This is a genomic window from Streptomyces sp. NPDC046860 (genome assembly GCF_040645115.1).
Classification (GTDB): Bacteria; Actinomycetota; Actinomycetes; order Streptomycetales; family Streptomycetaceae; genus Streptomyces.
This window is the reverse complement of the sequence record NZ_JBEYXQ010000006.1, coordinates 66,376-89,333: the sequence shown is the minus strand read 5'-3', so window position 1 is coordinate 89,333 and position 22,958 is coordinate 66,376. Positions and strand designations below refer to the sequence as shown.

Here is a 22,958-nt window from a genome sequence, read left to right as displayed (position 1 = left end):
GACGCGGGCCGGGGGCCGTCGGTGCGACGCCTGGATCAGGCGGTGCAGGAGGTGGTGCTGGTGGTGCTGGAGCAGGTGCTGGTGGAGGAACAGCTCGTCGACGAACCGAGCATGACCTCACTGGCGTCCGAGTAGTCGGTGATCTCGAAGGTCTCCGACTCCAGGTCCAGGATCTCCTGGGCGAGGGAGGCGAGGTTGTTGTCAGCCATGGTGGCTCCTTCCGGGTCAGGTGACCTGCTGCTGATCAGTGGTGCGCCGAACCTGCCCAAGGAGCGCTCCCCCGGGCACCTCCCTTTCTACGCGCGTCCGACACCAACTCCCTGACCGATGGCTGTCACTTCGCTGACACCCCCGTACGACGCCCGTACGACGACCCCTTGGAGCAACCGCCGTGAGCAGCGACCAGAACCGTCCGACCGCGACCGAGGGCGGTGGCGTCCCGCCCGGCCTGGACGCCCTGCTGGCGTCCACCGCGGAGCTGTACCTCGACCTGCACCGGCACCCCGAGCTCTCCGGTGCCGAGGAGCGCACGGCCGCCCGGTTCGCGGACCGGCTGGCGGCGGACGGCTTCCGTGTGCTGCGCGGGGTCGGCGGGCACGGCGTCGCGGCCGAACTGGCCAACGGCGACGGCCCGGCCGTGCTGCTGCGGGCCGAGCTGGACGCGCTGCCGGTCGCGGAGGAGACCGGCGTCCCCTACGCGAGCACCGCGACCGCGCCGGGCCCGGACGGGCGGCCGGTGCCGGTGATGCACGCCTGCGGCCATGACGCCCACCTGGCCTGCGCGGCGGCCGCCGCCCGCTGGCTCGCCGAACACCGGGACCGCTGGCGGGGCACGCTGCTGGTCGTCGGCCAGCCCGCCGAGGAGACCCTCAGCGGGGCCCGCGCCATGCTGGAGGACGGCCTGTACGACCGGGTCACCGCGCCGGACGTGGTCCTCGCCCAGCACACCGCCGCGTTCCCGGCCGGGATGGTGGCGCACGCCGACGGCCCGCTGATGGCGGGCAGCGTGACGCTGGAGGTGGTCTTCGAGGGCGACGGCGGCCACGCGGCCACCCCGCATCTGACGGCCGATCCGCTGCTGGCGGCGGCGGGCGCGGCGACCCGGCTGCCCGCGGTCACCGCCCGCGAGACGGACCCGGCCGAGCGGCTGGTGGTCACCGCGTCCTCGCTGCGCGCCGGGGACACCGGCCGCACCGGGAACGTGACCGCGACCCGCGCCGAACTGCGGGTCACCGTCCGCGCCCTGTCGGAGGCGGCGCTCGTACGCGGGACGGCGGCGGTGGAGCGGGTGGTGCGCGCGGAGGCCGCCGCGGCCGCGCTGCCGCCCCGGGTCAGCGTGCGCGAGACGGCACGCTCCGGTGTCACCCGGCCCGACCCCGGCGTCACGGCCACCGTCCGCGCCGCCCACCGGGCGGCCTTCGGCGCGGCCCGCGTCACCGGCTGGCCGGCGTCCTCGGCGACCGAGGACTTCCCGCTGCTCACCGGCGCGGGCGGCCATCTGCACGGGCGGCCCGGCATCCGGGGCACCTACTGGATGCTGGGCTCGGTCGGCCCCACCCAGTGGGCGGCGGCCGCGGGCAAGGGGCCCGCCGAGAAGTTCCGCGGCCTGCCCCACAACCACTCGCCCCGCTATCTGCCCAGCGTCCGCCTGACCCTGGACACGGGCACGGCCGCGATGGTGACGGCGGCGCTCGCCCAACTGGGCCCGGCGGGGAGTTGAGTCCGGGACGCGTGGCCCGGATCACCATCCGAATGCCGGACGCCACCGGCGGCACGCGGTCACGGCCCGTAGGGTGACCCCTGTAGCTGGTTCGCCCCGTCCGCCAGGCGGGGTGTCGTAAGAGGGAACCCGGTGGGAATCCGGGACTGCCCCGCAGCGGTGAGCGGGAACGAACGCCGTCATACGCACTGGGTCCGACGCACGGGCCTGGGAAGCGACGGCCACTAGGTGTCCTCCGTCGAGGACGTGCCCGCGAGTCCGAAGACCTGCCAACTGCCCGTGCGCGGCCCGTTCGCGTACGGAGTCCCGGTGACCTCGAGGGCGGGTCGGCGTACGCAACCAGTCGGAACCACCGCGCCGCAGCACGCGGGCCGGGCCGCCTGGCCGTCACCCCTTCACGTGCTCGTCCCGTCGCCGGGATCTCAGGGATTCATCTCGTGAAGGAGATCTCCGTGACACCGAAGTCCGCAGCCGCGGCAGCACGGTCCACCGTGTACGGCTACCCGCGTCAGGGCCAGGACCGGGAGCTGAAGAAGGCGATCGAGGGCTACTGGAAGGGCCGCGTCACCGCCGACGCCCTCCGGGCCACCGCGCAGGACATCCGCCGCACCAACTGGCAGGCGCTCGCCGGGGCCGGCATCGACGAGGTCCCGACCGGCGACTTCTCGTACTACGACCACGTCCTGGACACCACCGTCATGGTCGGCGCGGTTCCGGCCCGGCACCGCGCCGCCGTCGCCGCCGACCCGCTGGACGGTTACTTCGCCATGGCGCGCGGCACCGGAGAGGTGCCGCCGCTGGAGATGACCAAGTGGTTCGACACCAACTACCACTATCTGGTGCCCGAGCTGGGCCCGGACACCGTGTTCTCGGCGGACTCCGCCAGGCAGGTCGCGGAGCTGAAGGAGGCGCTCGCCCTGGGCCTGGCCGCCCGGCCGGTGCTGGTCGGCCCGGTCACCTACCTGCTGCTGGCCAAGCCCGCGCCCGGGGTCGGCGCCGGTTTCGATCCGCTGACCCTGCTGGACCGGCTGCTCCCGGTGTACGCCGAGGTGCTGGCGGATCTGCGCGCGGCCGGGGCGGAGTGGGTCCAGCTCGACGAGCCCGCGCTGGTGCAGGACCGCACCCCGGCCGAGCTGAACGCGGCCGAGCGCGCCTACCGCGACCTGGGCGCGCCGGCCGACCGGCCGAAGCTGCTGGTCGCGTCCTACTTCGACCGTCTCGGCGAGGCGCTGCCGGTGCTGGCGAAGGCACCCGTGGAGGGGCTGGCGCTGGACTTCACCGGGACCGCAGCGGGCAATCTGGACGCGCTGGCCGCCGTCGGCGGGCTCCCCGGCAAGCGGCTGGTGGCCGGTGTGGTCGACGGCCGCAACATCTGGGCCGACGACCTGTCGAAGTCCCTCGCCACCCTGGGCACCCTGCTCGGGCTGGCCGATCGGGTCGACGTCTCCGCGTCCTGCTCCCTGCTGCACGTGCCGCTGGACACCGCGCCCGAACGGGACATCGAACCGCAGATCCTGCGCTGGCTGGCGTTCGCCCGGCAGAAGACCGCCGAGATCGTCACCCTGGCCAGGGGCCTGGCACGCGGCACGGACGCGATCAGCGCCGAACTCGCCGCGAACCGGGCCGCCCTGGCCTCCCGCACGGGCTCGCCGATCACGCGTGACCCCGCCGTGCGGGCCCGCTCCGAGGCCGTCACGGACGCCGACGCCCGCCGCTCCCAGCCGTACACCGAGCGGGCCGCCGCCCAGCGCGCCCACCTCGGCCTGCCGCTGCTGCCGACGACCACGATCGGCTCGTTCCCGCAGACCGGCGAACTGCGCACCGCCCGCGCGGACCTGCGCGCGGGCCGGATCGACACCGCCGGGTACGAGGAGCGCATCAGGGCGGAGATCCAGGAGGTGATCTCCTTCCAGGAGAAGACCGGCCTGGACGTCCTGGTGCACGGCGAGCCCGAACGCAACGACATGGTGCAGTACTTCGCCGAACGGCTCACCGGCTACCTCGCCACCCAGCACGGCTGGGTCCAGTCCTACGGCACCCGCTACGTCCGCCCGCCGATCCTGGCCGGCGACATCTCCCGCCCCGAGCCGATGACGGTCCGCTGGACGACGTACGCCCAGTCGCTCTCCGACCGCCCGGTCAAGGGCATGCTCACCGGTCCGGTCACCATGCTGGCCTGGTCCTTCGTCCGCGACGACCAGCCGCTCGGCGACACCGCGCGCCAGGTCGCGCTCGCCCTCCGTGACGAGGTCAACGACCTGGAGGCGGCGGGCACTTCGGTGATCCAGGTGGACGAGCCCGCGCTGCGCGAGACGCTCCCGCTGCGCGCCGCCGACCGGGCAGCCTATCTCGCCTGGGCGACGGAGGCGTTCCGGCTGACCACCGCCGGGGTCCGGCCGGACACCCAGGTCCACACCCACATGTGCTACGCCGAGTTCGGTGACATCGTGCGGGCCATCGACGACCTGGACGCCGACGTCATCAGCCTGGAGGCGGCCCGCTCGCACATGCAGGTGGCCCGCGAACTCGCCGCGCACGGCTACCCCCGCGAGGCGGGTCCGGGCGTGTACGACATCCACTCCCCGCGCGTGCCGAGCGCCGAGGAGGCGGCCGATCTGCTGCGTACGGGGCTGAAGGCGATCCCCGCCGAGCGGCTGTGGGTGAACCCGGACTGCGGGCTGAAGACCCGGGGCTGGCCGGAGACCAGGTCCTCGCTGGAGAACCTGGTGGCGGCGGCCCGTACCGTGCGGGATGAACTGCGTTAACCGTACTGCCCGTTCGTCCCGGCCCTCACTGTGGGCCGGGACGAACGGGCTTGTGTGATCAGGAGGTTCCCGGGGTGACCAGTCGGCTGCTGCTCATCTCGCCCGCCGTCGGGCCCGCGCTGCGGGAGGCCCGGTTCTACGACGGTTCCTCGTCGATCGACGAGGCGGGCACCGCTCGGGCGCGGGCGGCGGCCGGGGGGCTGCCGGAGGCGTCGCGGGTGGTGCTGTCCCCCGGCGCGCGGTGCCGGGCGACGGCGGAGGCGCTGGGGCTGCGGGGCGTGACGGCGCCGGAGCTGGCGCCGCTGGACGCCGGGCGGTGGCGCGGGCGCACACTGGCCGAGGCCGTCGCGACGGAGGGGGAGGCGATGGCCCGGTGGCTGGCCGACCCGGAGTACGCGGCACCGGGCGGGGAGTCGGTGCGGGAGGTGTGCGCACGGGTCGGGCGCTGGCTGGAGTCGCTGCCCGACGGCCGCACGCTCGCCGTCGCGGAGCCCGAGGTGGTACGGGCGGCCGTCGTGCACGCGCTGAGGCTGCCGGCCGGGGCGTTCTGGCGGCTGGACGCGGCACCGCTCACCGCGACGGAACTGTCGGGGCGGACCGGACGCTGGAACCTGCGGCTGGGGCGCCCGCTCGGGGGCGAATGAGAGGGGCCCCGGAGATCTCCGGGGCCCCTTCTCCTCGTCATGTCACCGGCTCAGTGGGAGGCGGCGACCGCCTGACCCGTCTCGCGCGCCGTCGCGGGGCGCGGGTTGAGCAGCCGTTCGGCCAACTCACCGAAGACGAGCCCGAATCCGGCCCACAGCACGGTCTGGATGGCCAGCGCGGAGAGGCGGAAGCGCCACAGCAGGGTGGCCGGGAAGTGTTCCGGCACCTCGTTGACGACCGGGAGGAACGCGTACGCGAGCCCGGTCACGAGGGCGAAGGCGGCGACGGCCACGACGGTCGCGTACCAGGTGCCCAGGCGCGGGGCGAGCCGCTTGCCGAGCAGGGTGGCGGCGACCGCCAGGAGCACGCTGAGCACCATCATCAGGAAGTACAGCGTGGTGCGCTTGCCGATGGTGTCCGGGTCGCCGACCGAGGGCGGGTTGGCCGGGTACTTCAGGAACGGCACCACGTACACGGCGAGCAGTGCGGCACCGGACAGCAGCAGCGCGGTCGCGCGGGGGCCGAAGCGGCCGACGCGGCCGAGCGCGAAGCAGAAGCCGAGCGCGGCGATGCCGCCGAAGGCGACGCCGTAGACGAGGACACCGGTGGCGAGTCCGGCGGTGGACTGGAGCGAGCGGGAGACGACTTCGACCTCGTGCTCGTGGGCGTGGTGGCCCTCGAAGCTGATGGCGCTGTCCACGCTGGGCTCGCCGAGGAAGTAGGCGGCGATCAGGGCGAGCACTCCGGCGGCGAGGCCGGCGAGCATGCCCCGCACGAGGAGGTTTCTTACCGTTGCGGAGTTCATGGGTGTGCGGCGTCCCTCGCGTCAGTGGCAGGGGAAGCCGAGCAGGTGGCGGGCGTCGTGCACCCACTCGTGGACGTCCGTGCCGTTGAACACGGAGGTGGCGCCCTGCTCGGCGCCGACGAAGTACAGCAGGACCATCATGAGGACGCCGAAGAAGACCGCCCAGGGCGCTATCTCCCTCAGCGGCAGCTTGGCGGGGACGGCAGGGTTGCCGGCGGTCGGCTGGGCGACGGTCTGCGCCATGGCAGGACCTCCTCTGGGAGTTCGCGTCCCATCTCGGTGGTGCACAGGACGACGGCCACGGGTCTGACTCGCGCGGCCCCTTCCTGGAGGGCCCGCGCACACAGTGGCGCGACCGTGCCGGTTTCCCACCGGCTTCCGATTCGCCGTCGTCGATATCGCCCCGACGGTATCGCGTGTGACGTGGTCGGCCAAGACCACGTCACCCACGGGTGATCTTCCTCTCCCCGCGGTGTGCCGAGCCGAATCGAAGGGAGAGGGGCCGCCGTTGGGGCGCGCCCAGGTGTCCCGGACGAGCTTCTCCATCTCGGCCGGGCACCGCTCGTCGGCGGGGCCGGACACCACGGAGGGGGTGACCCGGTCCCCGGGCGGAGGCGCCGTACGCTGCTGACGTGCCCTCATCCCGCCTCCGCCGTGTCGCCGTTCTCGTTCTGGAGGGCGCGAAGCCGCTCGACGTCGGTATTCCGGCGCAGGTGTTCACGACCCGGGCGAGCATGCCGTACGAGGTGCGGGTGTGCGGTGCCGCGCCGGGGCTGGTGACGGGCGGCGACGGTCTGTCGTACCACGTGGCGCACGGGCTGGAGGCGCTTCAGTGGGCGGACGTGGTGTTCGTGCCCGGCTACCGGTTCCCGGACCGGGAGGACCCGCCGGAGCCGGTGGTGGCGGCGCTGGTGGCCGCGCACGGGCGGGGCGCGCGGCTCGCGGCGATCTCCACGGGGGCGTTCGCGCTGGCGGCCACCGGGCTGCTGGACGGCAGGCGGGCCACCACGCACTGGCACTACGCGCGTGCCCTCGCGGCCCGGTACCCGCTGATCCGGGTCGACGAGAACGTGCTGTTCGTGGACGAGGGCAGCGTGCTGACGTCGGCCGGGGCGGCCTCCGGCATCGACCTGTGCCTGCACATGCTGCGCGGCGAGCTGGGGGTGGCCGCCTCCAATCACGCGGCCCGGCGCCTGGTCGCGGCGCCCTATCGCAGCGGGGGTCAGGCGCAGTACGTGCCGCGCAGCGTGCCCGAGCCGCTGGGCGAGCGGTTCGCCGCGACCCGGGAGTGGGCGCTGCACCGGCTCGGTGAGCCGCTGAGCCTGCAGGCGCTGGCCCGGCACGCGGCGGTGTCGCCGCGCACGTTCTCCCGGCGGTTCGCGGAGGACACCGGGTACACGCCGATGCAGTGGGTGACGCGGGCCCGGGTCGACCTGGCGCGCGAGCTGCTGGAGCGTTCGGAGCGGAGCGTGGAGCGAATCGCCGACGAGGTGGGGCTCGGCACCGGCACCAACCTCCGGCTGCACTTCCAGCGCGTGCTGGGGACGACGCCGAGCGACTACCGGCGGACGTTCGCCCGGGGCGAGTAGCGCCGGCGCGATCTCTGGGGGCCTGGCGCCTTGCGGACCTGGCGCGATCCTTGTGAACCGTGGCGCTCCTGCCACTGCCGCGCGCGGCCGCCGCCCGCGAACCTGATGGCGGACGGAAGGGACACTTTCATGACGCGCATCGCCATCAACGGATTCGGCCGCATCGGACGCAACGTGCTGCGGGCCCTGCTCGAACGGGACAGCGGCCTCGAGGTCGTCGCGGTGAACGACCTCACCGAACCCGCGGGGCTGGCCCGGCTGCTGGCCTTCGACTCGACGGCCGGGCGGCTCGGCCGCCCGGTGGAGGTGGACGGCGACACCCTCGTGGTCGACGGCCGCCGCATCAAGGTCCTCGCCGAGCGCGAGCCCGCGCAGCTGCCGTGGGCCGAGCTGGACGTCGACATCGTGCTGGAGGCGACCGGCCGCTTCACCTCGGCCAAGGCCGCCCGCGCCCACCTGGACGCGGGTGCGAAGCGGGTGCTGGTGAGCGCCCCCTCGGACGGCGCCGACGTGACGCTGGCGTACGGGGTGAACAGCGACACCTACGACCCGGCCCTGCACACGATCGTGTCGAACGCCTCGTGCACGACCAACGCGCTGGCCCCGCTGGCCGCGGTGCTGGACGGACTGGCGGGCATCGAGCACGGGTTCATGACGACCGTGCACGCCTACACCCAGGAGCAGAACCTCCAGGACGGCCCGCACCGCGACCCCCGCCGGGCCCGCGCGGCCGGCGTGAACATCGTGCCGACGACCACGGGCGCCGCCAAGGCCATCGGCCTGGTGCTGCCGAACCTGGACGGCAAGCTGTCCGGCGACTCGATCCGGGTCCCGGTGCCGGTCGGCTCGATCGTCGAGCTGAACACCACCGTCGCCCGCGACGTCACCCGCGAGGAGGTCCTCGCCGCCTACCGCACCGCGGCCGAGGGCCCGCTGGCCGGTGTCCTGGAGTACTCCGAGGACCCGCTGGTCTCCACCGACATCGTCGGCAACCCGGCCTCCTCGATCTTCGACTCCGCCCTCACCCGGGTCGACGGCCGCCACGTCAAGGTGGTCGCCTGGTACGACAACGAGTGGGGCTTCTCCAACCGGGTGATCGACACGCTGGAGCTACTCGCGCGCTAGGTACCGCAGCGCCGAGGCCGCCGCGCCCGCACCGCACATGCCGTGGGCGCCCGGCCCCGGCGGGGTGGCCGCCGAGCAGAGGAAGACGCCGGGCAGCCCGGTGCTGTAGGGGTCGAGGGCGGGGCGGGGGCCCAGGACGAGCTGGGGGGTCGTCTTGGCGCCGGTGAGGATGTCGCCGCCCGCGAAGTTGGCGTTGGCGGCGGCGAACCCGGCCGGGGCGGTGGCGGCGATGCCCACGACGCGGTCCCGGGCGCCGGGGGCGAACCGTTCGATCTGCCCGAGGATCGCCTCCGTGGCGTCCCCGGTGTATCCGTACGGGACGTGCGCGTAGGCCCAGACCGGGTGGATGTCACCGGCCGAGCGGCTCGGGTCGGCCAGGTACTGCTGGCCGACCAGCACGAACGGCCGCTCGGGCATGCGTCCGGCCGTCACGTCCCGTTCGGCCCGCGCGATCTCCTCGACGGTGCCGCCCAGGTGCACGGTCCCGGCCTGCCGGGCCTTCTCGTGCGTCCAGGGGATGCCGCCCTCGACCGCCAGGTCGATCTTGAAGGCGCCGGGTCCCCGGCGGAAGCGCCGGTAGGCGGACCGGGTCCGGGCGGGCAGCCGGTCTCCGTAGACGGCGGCGGCCTGCGCCGGGTCGAGGTCGAGCAGGGTGACGTCGGCGGCGGGGAGCTGGCGGTGGTCGGTGATCCGGACGCCGGTGTGGACGGTCCCGCCGTGCTCGCGCAGCGCCTTCTCCAGGGCGAGGGCGATGGACTGCGAGCCTCCTTCGGCCACGGCCCACCCGGCGGCGTGCCCGGCGGTCAGGATGCCGAGCCCGATGGCGGAGGTGAACGGGCGGTTCAGCGGGCGGAAGGCGTGGGCGGCGACACCGGCCCACAGGCCGCGTGCCCGCGGGGTGCGGAAGAGCCGGGCGAGGGCGGTGGCGGGCAGGGCGGTCGGCAGGCCGAACCGGGCGAGCAGCAGGGGGTGCGAGGGGACGCGCAGCAGCGGACCCATCACCTCCCCGGCGAGCGTGTCCCAGTGCCGTACCGAGGGCTCGATCAGCGCACGGTAGCGGGCGCCGTCGGGGCCGAGGAGCCGGGCGGTGTCCGCGACGGAGCGCATCAGCACGCCCGCCGTGCCGTCGTCGAGGGGGTGGACGCAGTCGACGGCGGGCAGGCGCCAGCGCAGTCCGTGGCGTTCCAGTTCCAGTTCGCGCAGGGCGGGCGAGCCGACGGCCATGGGGTGCACGGCGGAGCAGTGGTCGTGCAGCAGGCCCGGCAGGAGCGCCTCGTGGCTGCGGGTGCCGCCGCCGGCCTCGTCGGCGGCCTCCAGGAGGGTGACGTCGAGTCCCGCCTTGGCGAGCAGGGCCGCCGCGGCGAGCCCGTTGGGCCCGCCGCCGACCACGACGGCGGAGGTCATGAGGTGCTGTCCAGCGGCAGCGGCAGCGCACGCCGGACCTGTACGCCGTACACCGGGTAGGCCGCCCCGTCCGTGGGCCAGGGCTGACGGGTCAGCATGTCGCGCACCGCGACATGGCCGCTCTCCAGCAGGCCGAGGGCCGCGTCGTGGATCTCATAGTCCTGAGTCTGCCGGTGCAGGGGCTGTCCCTCCAAACAGATCACCCGCACCTCGCCGGGCGCGAAGGCGCAGCGGGCCTGTACGGCGCGCAGCAGCTGGTCGTCGTGGAGGTGGCCCTCGCCGAAGTTCCAGCCGAGGGCGAAGCCCGCGATCAGCTCGCCCTCCAGCACGGTGACGGCGTCCTGGCCGTCGGTGACGCGTTCCACCAGGCCGCCGAGGGCCCGGCCGTGGGAGTGCATGGCCCGCCAGCCCTCGGCCTTGGCCGCGAGCACCAGGGCGGTGTCGGCGTCGTAGAGGGTGGCCATCTGCCGGTGGGCGGGCCGGGCGCTCGTGGTGAGGCCCGCTTCGAGCCGGTCGAGCGCGTCCCCGGTGAACAGCCAGGCGCTGGTGGCCCAGTTGCCCGCGTAGTAGCGCATGGCGGGCAGGAAGGAGACGAGGTCGGGGCGGAGGTTGCCGAGGAGGGGGAGCAGCACGAGGCTCGGCAGGATCACCGCGAGCAGCCAGGGCGAGTGGAGCTGCCACACGGTGAGGTCGCCGTGGGCGCCGAAGAGGAAGAAGAGCGAGAAGACGAAGAACAGGTTCCACTCCAGCGGCACTCCCATGGGGAGGGTCGACAGGATGTGCAGGTGGAACACGGCCATGTAGAGCAGGGCCGCCCACGTCCAGGGCCCGCCGTCGCCGAGGAGGACGAGGAAGAGCGGGACGAGGTACTCGGTGGCGGTGCCGGTGTGCGCGAGCAGGAAGGACAGGCGGGAGGGACGCAGGTCCTCGGGGTGGTCGCGGTAGAAGAGGGACTTGAGCCGGTTCGGGACCAGGGGCGCGTTGCTCATCATCGTGGCCACCACGAAGGGGAAGTGGTGGTTGAGCTTGGAGGTGGCGGCGCCCCACCAGATCGCCAGCATGATCAGCTGGAAGCCGATGAACATGTCGGTGTACGGGAAGAAGAACACCAGCAGCGAGAGCCCGTACTGCTCCCCGCGCGCGGCGAGGAAGACCGTCTTGTCGCGCAGTCCGAGCACCGCCAGGGTCACGATGAGCGGGATCGCGGCCACCGGGTCGAGCAGGCCCGCGTGTCCGGGCGGGCCCGCCTCGCCGGGGCGCCCGAGCAGCCAGACGCCGGAGGCCAGTACGGCCGCGTAGAGCAGGACGTCGGCCGCGGTCCTGCGGTCGCCCCGGGTCAGCGGCACCCTGCCGGGCCACGGGGGCAGCCGCACGGTGCCGGGCCTGAGCCAGTACAGCGCGGAGCCGATCGGCGGGAGGAAGCGGGAGGACAGCGGGCCGGAGCCGCAGCCGAGTCCGGTCACCTCCCACAGCAGGGTGAACACGATCAGCTTCTGGTAGACGACCGGCTCCGACCACCAGGACGCCACCTCGGTGACCGGTCCGAGGCCCGGCGTCGGCGAGATCACCAGTGCCGCCCCGCCGATGTAGAGCGCGCACTTGACGACGTAGAACAGGTACACCGCCGCCGGGCTGCCGAAGCCGTGCTCGACCCAGTGCCGGGTCAGGACCTGGAGGCGGTCGCGGCGCGGCAGGGTGCGGTAGGTGCCGGCGTCGACGGGGATCAGCCGGGGTTTCATGAAGCCCATGGACATCACGCCTTCACTGGGCGGGCGGTACGGACCCGGTGAAGGTAGGGGCGCCCGGAGCACGGCGGCGACGGCCGCGCGTCACAACATCCGGGGCCTCCTTTGTGCGCCGGGCACAGCGGCACCGCCGCCCGGCACCTCTACAGTTCACTCATGCCGACACAACAGGCCCTGGTCAGCCAGTTGGTGGACCGGCTGCGCGGGACGAGCGAGGCCATGATCACGGATCTGGTCCGGCTGACCCTCGTGCAGATCGACGCCCTCGACCACGACGCCGCCACCCGCTCCCTGCTGGAGGCGAGCCTGAGCGAGAACGTGATGGCCGCGCTCAACTTCCTCCAGCAGGACTTCGACCCGGAGCTGCTGGAGGCCCCGTCCGCGGCCGTGGCGTACGCGCGGACGCTGGCCCAGCGCGATGTGCCGCTGTCCGCCCTGGTCCGCGCGTACCGCATCGGCCACTCCCGGGTGCTGGACCACGCCTTCGCGCATCTCGACGCGCTGCCGGCCGAGCACCGGGTGGCGCTCGTGCTCGACGTGGTGCGCCGCTCGGCGCTGTTCATCGACCACGTCTGCGAGCAGGTCGGGCGCGCCTACGAGCACGAGCGGGAGCGGTGGGTGGCGAGCCAGGGCGGCGTGCGCCAGCAGTGGGTGGGGGCGCTGCTCGGCGCGGGGCCGGTGGACCGGGCGGCCGCCGAGCGGGCGCTGCGCTACCCGCTGGACGCGGTGCACGTGGCCTGCACGCTGTGGCCGGTGGGCGCGATGACGTCGTTCGACCTGGTCACCGCCGTGGACGAGGTACGCGCGCACGCGGTGGCGGCGCTGCGGGCGCGGGCCGCGCTGGTGGTGCCGACCGACGAGCGCGAGGCCCGGCTGTGGCTGGCGCTGCCCGCCGGGGGCGAGCGGCGGTGGCAGGGCGACCTGGCCCCGCCGGAGGGCACGGCGCTGCACGCCGCCGTGGGGCGGCCCGGCGCCGGTCTGGAGGGTTTCCGCACGTCGGCGCGGCAGTCGGCGCGGGTCCGGGAGATCCTCACGGCGAAGCCGGCCGGGGCGGGCGGCGCGGGCACCGCGCGGTGGGTGCATTACGCCGCGGTCGCGCCGGTCGCACTGATGGCCGGTGACCTTCCGGCGGTACGGGATTTCGTGACGGGCACGCTCGGCGGGCTGGCGTGCCGCGACGCGCGGGGCGCCACCCTGCGCGAGACGCTGCGGGTCTTCCTCGCCTGCCGCCGCAGCCACACGGCCGCCGCGCGGGCGCTGAACCTGCACCGCAACTCGGTCCAGTACCGGGTGCGCCGGGCCACCGCGCTGCTGCCGGACGGCCCGGCGGACGACTTCAACGTGCGGGCCGCGCTGCTCGCCGCGCACTGGCTGGGGGACGCGGTCCTCGCGTGACGCCCGAAAAGGAGCCTCGGGCGATAAAGGAATACGCATGTACGCGGGTCGGCATTCCGCGTGCGGTGTTCCTGAAATGCCGCCCGAGGGTGCGCACATAAGACCCGAAAAGGGGAGATCGGCACGCAGATGCGCGCCCTGATCGCGTTTTCGCGATGACGTCACCGACCGTCCCGGCCGGACGACTTGCGCCGAGTGCGCGTATCCCCTTCCCCAAGTCGACGCGACTATGCCTGAGAGATACCTTTTATCCAGATTGCGGCCGGATCGAGCGAGAGAAGGACGTAGTGGAACTAGCAATCGCTCAGGAGACCATCGCGCGGTGGCAGTTCGGTATGACGACGGTCTACCACTTCCTCTTCGTCCCGCTCAGCATCGGCCTCGGAGGCATCGTCGCCGGTCTGGAGACGGCCTGGGTGCGGACGGGCAAGGAGAAGTACTTCCACGCCACCAAATTCTGGGGAAAGCTCCTGCTGATCAACCTCGCGCTGGGCGTGGTCACGGGCATCTTCCAGGAGTTCCAGTTCGGCATGAGCTGGTCGAGCTACTCCCGCTTCGTCGGTGACGTCTTCGGCGCTCCGCTGGCGATGGAGGCGCTGATCGCCTTCTTCTTCGAGTCCGTGTTCATCGGCCTGTGGATCTTCGGCTGGAACCGGCTCCCGAAGAAGGTCCACCTGGCGACGATCTGGATCGTGACCATCGGCAGCCTTCTCTCCGCGTACTTCATCCTGGCCGCCAACTCCTTCATGCAGCACCCGGTCGGCTACCGGATCGATCCCGAGAACGGCAAGGCCCGGCTGACGAACATCTGGCGCGTGCTGTTCCAGGACACGACGCTGGTGCAGGTCTTCCACACCCTGACGGCGGCGTTCATCACGGGCGCCGCCTTCGTCATGGGCATCGCGGCCTACCACCTGTGGCGGGCCAAGCGCGGCAAGGACACCAACCGCAAGCGGATCGCGGCCATGCGCAGCTCGCTCAAGCTGGCCCTGGTCGTCTGCTCGATCGCCGGCATCCTCACCGCCCTCAGCGGCGACCGCCTGGCCAAGGTGATGTTCGAGCAGCAGCCGATGAAGATGGCGGCGGCGGAGGCCCTGTGGGACACGGAAGGGCCGGCCCCCTTCTCGATCTTCTCGGTCGGCAACGTCGGCGAGGGGCGCAACGACGTCGCCCTGGAAGTCCCGGGCGCGCTGTCCTTCCTGGCCAAGAGCAACTTCCACTCCCCCGTCCCCGGCATCAACGACCGGGCCGACGAGCAGGTGCGGCTGTTCGGCGGCAGCCGGGAGGACTACATCCCCAACATCTTCATGACGTACTGGGGATTCCGCCTGATGATCTTCTTCGGCATGACCAGCTTCACCATCGGCGTGATCGGCCTCTACCTCACCCGCAGGAGACTGTGGGTCAAACCCAGGTTCCGCACGGGTGAGGACGAGCCGCCGAACCTGATGCTCACCGACAAGATCAGGATGAACGACTTCTTCACCAAGTGGAGCTGGCGGATCGTCGCCCTGACCCTGGGGTTCCCGCTGCTGGCCAACAGCTTCGGCTGGATCTTCACCGAGATGGGCCGCCAGCCCTGGGTGGTGTTCCACCTGATGAAGACGGCCGACGCCAACTCGCCGAACGTGAGCGTGGGCACCCAGATCGGCTCGCTGGCCGCACTCAGCGTGGTCTACGCGATCCTCGCGGTGGTCGAGGGCGGCCTGATGGTCAAGTACGCGAAACCGGGGCCCGACGTCGACGAGCAGCCGCCCGCGAAGGATCCGTCCCTGCGCGTCTCCCCGGACGACCAGGACAAGCCCCTCTCCATCGCCTACTGAGGACGGATCGCCATGCATCTCTACGATCTCTGGTTCATCCTGATCGCCCTCCTGTGGGTCGGCTACTTCTTCCTGGAGGGGTTCGACTTCGGGATCGGCGTCCTCACCCAGACGATGGCCCGCAACGACAAGGAGCGGCGCGTCCTCATCAACACGATCGCGCCCGTGTGGGACGGCAACGAGGTGTGGGTGATCGCGGCCGCGGGCGCGACCTTCGCGGCGTTCCCGGACTGGTACGCCACCCTGTTCAGCGGCTTCTACATCCCGCTGCTGATCATCGTGCTCTGTCTGATCGCGCGGGGCGTGTCCTTCGAGTACCGCGCCAAACGCGACGACCCGCGCTGGCAGCGGAGCTGGGAGCAGGTCACCTTCTGGACCTCGGCGATCCTGCCGTTCCTGTGGGGCGTGGTCTTCGCCAACATGGTGCAGGGCATCGCCATCGCCCGGAACAAGTCCTACGTGGGCACGCCGGGTGAGCTGTTCGACGGGTACGCGGTCCTGGGCGGCTTCGCCACCCTGGTGCTCTGCACCTGCCACGGCGCGATCTTCGCGGCGCTGAAGACGGACGGCGAGATCCGGCAGCGGGCGCGGAAGCTGGTGCCCGTGCTGGGGGCGGCCTCCCTCCTGCTGCTGCTCGCGTTCCTGCTGTGGACGCAGGTGAACTCGGGCAACGGCCAGAGCCTCGGCGTGATGATCGTGGCGTTCGCGGCGCTGCTCGTGGCGCTGTTCTTCAACCGGATCGGCCGGGAGGGCTGGGCGTTCACCTTCTCCGCCCTGACGGTGGTCTCGACCTTCGCCATGCTGTTCCTGACGCTGTTCCCCGAGGTCATGCCGTCCACGCTGAACCCCGCCTGGTCGCTGACGGTCGCCAACGCCTCGTCCGCGTCCTACACGCTGACGGTGATGACGATCGTCGCGGCGATCTTCGCCCCGCTGATCATCCTCTACCAGAGCTGGACGTACTGGGTCTTCAGCAAGCGCATCGCGGTCCACCACATCCCGGCCGGCCACTGACCCGTCGGCCGCACCGCACGGACGAACGGGCGGGCCCCCTCCGGAAACTCGGAGGGGGCCCGCCCGTGTGCGCTCCCGGTCAGGTCGCCGGGGTGATGTCCACCTTGACGTACTTCATGAGCGGCTGGTCGCTCTGCGTGCTGTAGTCGCACAGGGCGATCAGCACGTTCATCTCGGGCATGTAGCCCGCAGCGCAGCCTCGCGGCATGTCGTACGGGATGGCCAGGTAGCCGTCGAGGTAGCGGTGGCTGCCGTCCTTGGCCGTGGCGACGATGTTCACCGGGTCGAACTCCGAGATCCCGCGCTCGCGCATGTCGTCCTCGTTCATGAAGACGAGCTCGCGCAGGTTCTTGATGCCGCGGTAGCGGTCGTTGTCGGAGTAGATCGTGGTGTTCCACTGGTCGTGCGAGCGCATGGTGCCCAGCGCCAGCATGCCCGGAGGGGGGACCACGTCCGGCAGCTTGGCGTGCGAGAACTCCGCCTTGCCGGACTTCGTGAGGAAGATCAGCTCACGGGCGGGCTGCTTGATGCGGAAGCCCAGCGGCAGCCGCACGCGGCGGTTGAAGTCCTCGAAGCCGTCGAGCACCTCGGACATCGTGTCGCGGATGCGGTCGTAGTCCTCGATGTACCACTCCCACGGCGTGGGGCTCGTGGGCAGCGCGGCACGCGCCATGCCGGAGATGATCGCGGGCTCCGACAGCAGGTGCTTGGAGGGGGGCCGCTTCATGCCGACCGACAGGTGGACCATCGACATCGAGTCCTCGACGGAGGTGCTCTGCACGCCGTTCTTCTGGTGGTCCTTGTCCGTCCGGCCGAGGCACGGCAGGATCAGCGCCTCCTTGCCGTGGACGACGTGGCTGCGGTTCAGCTTGGTGCTGACCTGGACCGTGAGGTCGCAGTTGCGCAGCGCCTCGTAGCTGAACGGCGAGTCCGGCACCGCGAGCGCGAAGTTGCCGCCCATGCCGATGAAGACCTTGACGTCGCCCCGGTTCATCGCCTGGAGCGTGCCGACCGTGTCCAGGCCGTCCTCGCGCGGCGGGTTGATCTTGCAGACCTCGGCCAGCCGGTCCAGGAACTCGGGCTCCGGGCGGTGGTCGATGCCGCAGGTGCGGTTGCCCTGCACGTTGCTGTGCCCGCGCACCGGCGACGGACCCGCGCCCTCACGGCCCAGGTTGCCGCGCAGGAGCAGCAGGTTGACGATCTCGCGGACGGTGTCCACACCGTGCTCGTGCTGGGTGACGCCCAGGCACCAGCTGATGATGGAGCGGTCGGCGTCGGTGTAGATGCGGGCGGCCTTGAGGATGTCCGCGCGGGTGAGGCCGGACTGGCGCTCCAGTTCCTCCCAGGACGTGGCCTCGCAGATCGCCCGGTACTCGTCGAAGCCGACGGTGTGCCGGTTGATGAACTGGGTGTCGATGGCCTTGGGGTCGGTCTTCGCCTGCTCCAGCACCGCCTTGGCCATGCCGCGCAGCAGCGCCAGGTCGCCGCCGACCCGCACCTGGAGGTTCAGGGTGCTGGTCCGGGTGGCGTGGAAGGTGGCCATGTCCACGAAGTCGTGCGGGATGATGGCCTTCGTGGCGCCCGCCTCGATGAACGGGTTGATGTGCACGACCTGCGCACCCCGGTCGAACGCCTCGGTCAGCGAGGTGAGCATCCGCGGTGCGTTGGAGGCGACGTTGACGCCGATCACGAACAGGGCGTCCGTGGCCTCCCAGTCCTTGAGGTCGACCGTGCCCTTTCCGGTGCCGAGCGACGCCTGAAGGGCGCGTCCGCTGGCCTCGTGGCACATGTTGGAGCAGTCCGGCAGGTTGTTGGTGCCCAGCTCGCGCGCCATGAGCTGGTACAGGAACGTCGCCTCGTTGCCGAGCCGGCCCGAGGTGTAGTACGACGCCTGGTTGGGGTTCTCCAGGTTGCGCAGGTGGCGCCCGATCAGCGCGAACGCGTCGTGCCAGGAGATCGGCACGTAGTGGTCGGTGGCCGCGTCGTAGACCATGGGCTCGGTCAGCCGGCCCTGGTCCTCCAGTTTGTAGTCGCTCCACTCGTGCATCTCGCTCACGGAGTGGCGGGCGAACATCTGCCGGTCGGCCCTCTTGTGGGTCAGCTCCCACAGAACGTGCTTGATCCCGTTCTCGCAGATGTCGAGCTTCAGACCCTTGGTGTCGTCCGGCCACGCGCATCCGGGACAGTCGAAACCACCGTTCTCGTGGTTCATCTTCATGATGGCCCGCGGGCCCTCGATCAGCGTTCCCTCGTCCAGCAGGAATTTGGTCACGCTCTTTGCGGCGCCCCATCCCGCGGCGGGGTGATGGTAGGGGTGGAAGTACGGTTCCCCTTTGGGGATCGGGCCCACGCGGGGCTCGAGATCCGACTCCGCCTCCATCATCCGTGACTGTTCTTCGTCCAAGGTGCTCAAGACTCTCACCCTTCCGCCGTCGCGGCGTGCGTCCATACCGATATATGGAGCTCTAGGCCAGAGTATGTCGGTGTATCAGCACCCGCCACGCGACGCACACCCCTTGCGAACAAAGGGCGAGCGGCTATTCGGAGCCGGAAACCCGAACCCTTTTTTCACCGGTGCGGAAATGGCGGAGCCGCGCAATGCCGGAACGGCACGGAATTCGGTTCGCCCACCGAGTTCCGTGCCGCGATTCCGAAGTGACGGCGTGCTTCAGGCTCGCACGTGCGAGCCGCCCTGTTCACGCTCCCGGGCCGCGAGCACCGTCTCCCGGCGGGCCACGACGACCGCGGTGGCGGCGGCGCTCAGCGCGAAGGAGAGCAGGACCAGCCGGGGGCGGTCGAGGCGGTAGCCGAGGAGGCGGTCGAGGGAGTAGCGGCCGGGCCCGGTCACCCCGACGGTCGCGGCGATGTAGCCGAGGTAGGCCGGATACTCGTAGCCGCCCGCGGTGATGAAGAACCCGTTCGGGCGGTGCACGGAGACGGCGCCGGACATGCCGCCCGCGACCGCGGCACCGGCGGCGGGCGTGGCGAGACCGAGGGCGAGCAGGACCCCGCCGCCCAGCTCGGCGGCTCCGGACGCGACGGCGCTCGGCCTGCCCGGGACGAAGCCCAGGGACTCCATGAACTTCCCCGTGCCGTCGATGCCGGCGCCGCCGAACCAGCCGAGGAGCTTCTGCGCGCCGTGGGCGGCCAGTACGCCGCCGGTGCCCAGGCGTACGGCCAGCAGTCCGAGATCCTTGCGTCGGCCCATGGGAGGGTCCTTCCGTCGGCGGGAACGGCCGGTCGCGGCTGTCGCGCGCGGCGGCGGCCGTCGGCAACACGCTAACGGCCGCCGGGTCCGCACGCCTGCCGGGAGACCGCCGGCCGGCTACTCCCCGGCGCGCGGCGGGGTCGGGTCCAGGTAGACGCGCTTGACCGCCGGGATCAGGGCGCGCAGCCGGGTCTCCGCCTCCTCGCAGGCCCACTCGATCTGGGCGGAGGTGGAGACGTCGCGGAAGTCGACCTTGGCGGCGATCAGGATCTCCCCCGGCCCCTGGACCAGCGTGGTCAGCTCCATCACGTCCTGGACGGCGTCGACGGAGAGCAGTTCCCTGCGCACCGCCTCCCGCATGGGCGCCGGCAGGGCGCGGCCGACGAGGAGTTCGGTGTTGGCGCGGCCGAGGACGTAGGCCACCCCGACCAGCAGTACACCGATGAGGATGGACGCGATGCCGTCGTAGACGCCGGAGCCGGTGAGCTGGCCGCCGAGCAGGCCGAGGGCGGCGAGGACGAGGCCGACGAGCGCGGCGGAGTCCTCCATGACGACGGCCTTCACGGCGGTGTCGGGGGTGTGCTGGAGGTAGCGCAGGATCGGCACACGGAAGTGCTCGGCGCGTCCGGTGGCCTGCCGCAGGCCGGTGCGCAGGGACAGCCCCTCCAGGACGAAGGCGACGGCGAGCACGATGTAGGAGATCAGCGGGTTGCCGGGCTTCTCGCCGTGGGTGAGCGCGTGGATGCCGTCGTACACGGCGAAGACGCCGCCGCCGACGAAGGTGGCGACGGAGGCGAGCAGGGCCCAGATGTACCGCTCGGGTCCGTGGCCGAGGGGGTGGTCGTCGTCGGCCGGCTTCTTGCTGCGCTTGAGGGCGACGAAGAGCAGCGCCTCGGTCATGGTGTCGGCGACGGAGTGCCCGGCCTCGGCGAGCATGGCGCTGGAGCCGCTGAGCACACCGGCGACCGCCTTGGCGAGCGCGACGCCGAAGTTGGCGGCCGCGGCGACCAGGACGGTGAACGTCGATCCGCCCGCGCCGGGGCCCTGCGCGGAACCCACGCGGGCGTCCAGATAGGGGCCCTTGCCCGCGTGCGGACCTCGTTCCATTCCGGGTCCATCCTGTTCGCTCATGACCGGACAGCAACCCTCTTCCGTGGCGGGGATCGCGGCGTGCCGCGCTCCCAGACTCGGGCGTCGGGTGTCCGGCGGCCAGCGCGGGCGGTCCGTACGGGGGACCGTCACGGGCGGGCGGTCACCGCGGCCGGCTCCGGCGGGCCGGAGAACGGGCCGGGCCCGGCCGCCTCGCGGTGAGGTGACCGGGCCCGGTGCGGCCGTCGTTCAGGACTGCGGCCGGCTGCCGTGGTTGGCGCCGTTCTTCCGGCGGGCCTTCTTCTTCCGGCGTCGCTTCGAGGACATGCGGGCCTCCTTCTGGCGTGGTCGGTCACGTTCGGTACGGGGACGGGTGATCACCTGCCCCGCGTGCCGGACACCATACATGCCGGTACGGCCCCCGGGCACAGCCGCCGGAGCGCACGCCCCGACTCGCGCGCCGGGTGCGGGACACGGACGATGGCGGGAGACGGGGTCCTGTCCTCGCGGGCGCGTCCCGCGAGGGGTGAGGAGCACCAGCCGATGGCCGGAACCTGGGAAGCGGACGCCCTGGTGATCTTCGGGGTGACCGGGGATCTCGCGCGGAAGATGACGTTCCCCGCCCTGTACAAGCTGGAGGGCCGGGGGCTGCTCGACTGTCCGGTGATCGGCGTGGGCAGACGGGAGATGGACGGCGAGGCGCTGGCCGCGTTCGCCCGCGAGGCGGTGGAGGAGGCCGGCGGGCCGGTCGACGACGCGGTGTTCGGACGGCTGGCCGCCCGGCTCGCCTATGTGTCCGGAGACCTGGACGAACCCGACACCTATAGGCGGCTCGCCCAGATGCTGGGCCGGCGCCGGCGTCCGCTGTTCTATCTGGAGACACCGCCCTCGCTGTTCGCGCCGATCGTGGACCAGCTGGCCGCCGCGCGGCTGCTGGGGCAGGCGCGGGTGGCGCTGGAGAAGCCCTTCGGGCACGACCTGGCCTCGGCCCGCGCGCTGGACCGCAGGCTGACGGCGGTGCTGGACGAGGGCCAGATCCTGCGGGTCGACCACTTCCTGGGCAAGGAGCCCGTGATCGAGCTGGAGTACCTGCGGTTCGCCAACTCCGCGCTGGCCGAGTTGTGGCACCGCGACAGCGTGGTGTCCATCCGGATCACGATGGCCGAGGAGTTCGGCGTCGAACAGCGCGGCGGTTTCTACGACCATGTGGGCGCGCTGCGCGACGTGATCCAGAACCATCTGCTGCTGGTGCTCGCCCTGGTGGCGATGGACCCGCCGGTCGGGCCGAGCGCGACCGATCTGTGGGACAAGCGGATCGAGGTGCTGCGCGCCATGCCGGCCGCCGACGTGCACGAGTACGTACGCGGCCAGTACGTCGGCTACCAGCAACTGCCGGGCGTGGCACCGGGGTCGACCACGGAGACCTACGCGGCGCTGCGGCTGGGGATCAACAACTGGCGGTGGGCGGGAGTGCCCGTCCTCATCCGCGCGGGCAAGCGGCTCCCGGTGCGGGTGACCGAGGTACGGCTGATCCTGCGCGAGCCGCCCCGGCTCAACTTCCTCCCCGACCCCGGCAGGGTGGCCGGGAACCAGATCGTGCTGCGCATCGACCCGGAGGCGGGGATGCGGCTGCAGATCTCCGCGCTGGACGAGGCCTCGGCGTGGCGGCTGGTCCCGCTGGACACCATTTTCGCCCGTGAACTGGGCCAGCCCCTCGCCCCGTACGAGCGCCTGCTGTACGCGGCGCTGACCGGCGACGACAAGTACTTCGCCCCGCAGCGGGCGGTGGAGGAGTGCTGGCGGATCGTCCAGCCCCTGCTGACCTATCCCCCGCCGGTCCACCCCTATCCGCCCGGTTCCTGGGGTCCGCCCCAGGCCGAGGCCCTGGTGGCGGGCAGCCCGCCCTGGCAGAAGCCCTGGGTGCCGGAGGTTCCCCCGCCACCCGGTTCGCGCCAGTAGGGCCGGCCGGGCCCGCCCCGCGGCGCGCCCGGTCCGACTGGTTGTCGTGCGGGAGCGCCATTAGGGTGCTTCTGTCCAGCATTTCCCGCCTGTAGCACTGGAGCAGGAATGACCGGTGACCCCGAGCCGATCAGCGCCGAAGCCCGTCGCGCGCTCGAACAGGAACTGTCCGATCTGCATGAGGAACGCAGGACGGTCGCCGCGACGCTGAAGGACTCCGACGAGGTGGGCGACCGCGCCGACCAGGCCGACGAGATCCAGCGGGCCGACCAGCTGAACCGGCTGGACGAACGCATCGACCGGGTCGAGGACCGGCTGCGCCAGGCCGGCCTCGCGGGCCCGGCGCCCACCGACGTGGTCGGGGTGGGCACGACGGTCACCGTGCGGTTCGCGGACGGCACCACGCAGACGCTGCACATCGGCGAGATCGCCGACGCCCGCGACCCGGCTCTGGTCACCTCCGACAGCCCGCTGGGCGGCGCGCTCATGGGCCGCGTCCCCGGTGACACCGTCAGCTACGACGCCCCGGACGGCGAGGCCACCGCGGTCGTGGTGTCACTGGGCACGCCCGGCGACGACAAGGACTGACGCCGGACACGCGAGGAGCCCGGGTGGGGGGGGGCGGAGGGGGGGGGCCGCCCGGCGGCCGGGGGGGGGGGGGGGGGGAGGGCC

Annotated in this window: 18 protein-coding genes and 2 riboswitches; of the genes, 10 read left to right on the top strand and 8 right to left on the bottom strand. The window is 72.2% G+C overall.

Going from position 1 to position 22,958, the window contains the following annotated elements; translation table 11 throughout:
- Window positions 1-35: 35 nt before the first annotated feature.
- A complete protein-coding gene (locus tag ABZ898_RS11175) occupies window positions 36-209 on the bottom strand; it encodes a thiazolylpeptide-type bacteriocin (RefSeq protein ID WP_018548797.1) in 174 nt (57 codons plus the stop codon).
- Between the two features lie 182 nt (window positions 210-391).
- Here ABZ898_RS11175 and ABZ898_RS11170 point away from each other — a divergent pair, with 182 nt between their 5' ends.
- The 3 genes from ABZ898_RS11170 to ABZ898_RS11160 all read left to right on the top strand — a co-directional run bounded on the left by ABZ898_RS11170 (window position 392) and on the right by ABZ898_RS11160 (window position 5,129).
- The gene (locus ABZ898_RS11170; RefSeq protein WP_361655770.1) at window positions 392-1,720 is read left to right on the top strand and encodes an amidohydrolase; all 1,329 of its coding nucleotides are present in this window, start codon (window positions 392-394) and stop codon (window positions 1,718-1,720) included.
- Window positions 1,721-1,790: 70 nt separating this feature from the next.
- A riboswitch (cobalamin riboswitch) is annotated at window positions 1,791-2,009 on the top strand.
- 163 nt (window positions 2,010-2,172) lie between these two features.
- Window positions 2,173-4,485 carry a 5-methyltetrahydropteroyltriglutamate--homocysteine S-methyltransferase gene (metE, locus tag ABZ898_RS11165; RefSeq protein WP_361655767.1) on the top strand — a complete coding sequence of 771 codons (2,313 nt, stop codon included), beginning with the start codon at window positions 2,173-2,175 and terminating at the stop codon, window positions 4,483-4,485.
- Window positions 4,486-4,559: 74 nt separating this feature from the next.
- Complete coding sequence (locus ABZ898_RS11160) at window positions 4,560-5,129, top strand: histidine phosphatase family protein (RefSeq protein WP_361655764.1); 570 nt, start codon at window positions 4,560-4,562, stop codon at window positions 5,127-5,129.
- 50 nt (window positions 5,130-5,179) lie between these two features.
- Here the strand turns inward: ABZ898_RS11160 and ABZ898_RS11155 are convergent, their stop codons facing one another.
- Window positions 5,180-5,935: a CbtA family protein gene (locus tag ABZ898_RS11155; protein ID WP_361655761.1), complete on the bottom strand. Its 756-nt coding sequence runs from the start codon at window positions 5,933-5,935 to the stop codon at window positions 5,180-5,182.
- A 21-nt stretch (window positions 5,936-5,956) separates the two neighbouring features.
- Window positions 5,957-6,178: a CbtB-domain containing protein gene (locus ABZ898_RS11150; protein ID WP_361655759.1), complete on the bottom strand. Its 222-nt coding sequence runs from the start codon at window positions 6,176-6,178 to the stop codon at window positions 5,957-5,959.
- Between the two features lie 38 nt (window positions 6,179-6,216).
- Window positions 6,217-6,353: riboswitch (cobalamin riboswitch) on the bottom strand.
- A gap of 214 nt (window positions 6,354-6,567) precedes the next feature.
- On the opposite strand from ABZ898_RS11150, the gene ABZ898_RS11145 reads away from it, so the two are divergent.
- Together ABZ898_RS11145 and gap are read left to right on the top strand one after the other, a co-directional pair.
- Window positions 6,568-7,524, top strand: coding sequence for a helix-turn-helix domain-containing protein (locus ABZ898_RS11145; protein ID WP_361655757.1), 957 nt, complete (start codon window positions 6,568-6,570; stop codon window positions 7,522-7,524).
- 129 nt (window positions 7,525-7,653) lie between these two features.
- A complete protein-coding gene (gap, locus tag ABZ898_RS11140; protein ID WP_361655754.1) occupies window positions 7,654-8,649 on the top strand; it encodes a type I glyceraldehyde-3-phosphate dehydrogenase in 996 nt (331 codons plus the stop codon).
- On the opposite strand, the gene ABZ898_RS11135 is transcribed toward gap, so the two are convergent.
- Window positions 8,635-10,053 carry an NAD(P)/FAD-dependent oxidoreductase gene (locus ABZ898_RS11135; protein ID WP_361655751.1) on the bottom strand — a complete coding sequence of 473 codons (1,419 nt, stop codon included), beginning with the start codon at window positions 10,051-10,053 and terminating at the stop codon, window positions 8,635-8,637. The two genes, gap and ABZ898_RS11135, sit on opposite strands and share 15 nt — an antisense overlap.
- Window positions 10,050-11,801, bottom strand: a complete 1,752-nt coding sequence (locus ABZ898_RS11130) for a DUF3556 domain-containing protein (RefSeq protein WP_361655748.1) — start codon at window positions 11,799-11,801, stop codon at window positions 10,050-10,052. The genes ABZ898_RS11135 and ABZ898_RS11130 overlap by 4 nt, the downstream gene beginning before the upstream one ends.
- Before the next feature lie 153 nt (window positions 11,802-11,954).
- Here ABZ898_RS11130 and ABZ898_RS11125 point away from each other — a divergent pair, with 153 nt between their 5' ends.
- The 3 genes from ABZ898_RS11125 (at window position 11,955) to cydB (ending at window position 16,030) form a co-directional block, all read left to right on the top strand.
- Entirely contained in the window at window positions 11,955-13,193 is a 1,239-nt protein-coding gene (locus ABZ898_RS11125; RefSeq protein ID WP_361655745.1) for a helix-turn-helix domain-containing protein, read from the top strand.
- Between the two features lie 287 nt (window positions 13,194-13,480).
- On the top strand, window positions 13,481-15,016 hold the full coding sequence (locus tag ABZ898_RS11120; RefSeq protein ID WP_361655742.1) for a cytochrome ubiquinol oxidase subunit I: 1,536 nt from the start codon (window positions 13,481-13,483) through the stop codon (window positions 15,014-15,016).
- A 12-nt stretch (window positions 15,017-15,028) separates the two neighbouring features.
- On the top strand, window positions 15,029-16,030 hold the full coding sequence (cydB, locus tag ABZ898_RS11115; RefSeq protein ID WP_361655739.1) for a cytochrome d ubiquinol oxidase subunit II: 1,002 nt from the start codon (window positions 15,029-15,031) through the stop codon (window positions 16,028-16,030).
- Between the two features lie 79 nt (window positions 16,031-16,109).
- Here cydB and ABZ898_RS11110 read toward each other — a convergent pair whose 3' ends face one another.
- From ABZ898_RS11110 to ABZ898_RS11100, 3 genes are all read right to left on the bottom strand, one after another.
- Window positions 16,110-18,413, bottom strand: a complete 2,304-nt coding sequence (locus ABZ898_RS11110) for an FdhF/YdeP family oxidoreductase (RefSeq protein WP_361656288.1) — start codon at window positions 18,411-18,413, stop codon at window positions 16,110-16,112.
- A gap of 285 nt (window positions 18,414-18,698) precedes the next feature.
- On the bottom strand, window positions 18,699-19,238 hold the full coding sequence (locus ABZ898_RS11105) for a DoxX family protein (RefSeq protein ID WP_361655736.1): 540 nt from the start codon (window positions 19,236-19,238) through the stop codon (window positions 18,699-18,701).
- 117 nt (window positions 19,239-19,355) lie between these two features.
- On the bottom strand, window positions 19,356-20,345 hold the full coding sequence (locus tag ABZ898_RS11100) for a cation diffusion facilitator family transporter (protein ID WP_361655733.1): 990 nt from the start codon (window positions 20,343-20,345) through the stop codon (window positions 19,356-19,358).
- 525 nt (window positions 20,346-20,870) lie between these two features.
- Here ABZ898_RS11100 and ABZ898_RS11095 point away from each other — a divergent pair.
- Together ABZ898_RS11095 and ABZ898_RS11090 are read left to right on the top strand one after the other, a co-directional pair.
- Window positions 20,871-22,286: a glucose-6-phosphate dehydrogenase gene (locus ABZ898_RS11095; protein WP_361655730.1), complete on the top strand. Its 1,416-nt coding sequence runs from the start codon at window positions 20,871-20,873 to the stop codon at window positions 22,284-22,286.
- A 108-nt stretch (window positions 22,287-22,394) separates the two neighbouring features.
- Window positions 22,395-22,874, top strand: coding sequence for a GreA/GreB family elongation factor (locus ABZ898_RS11090; RefSeq protein WP_361655727.1), 480 nt, complete (start codon window positions 22,395-22,397; stop codon window positions 22,872-22,874).
- The last annotated feature ends 84 nt before the right edge of the window (window positions 22,875-22,958 follow it).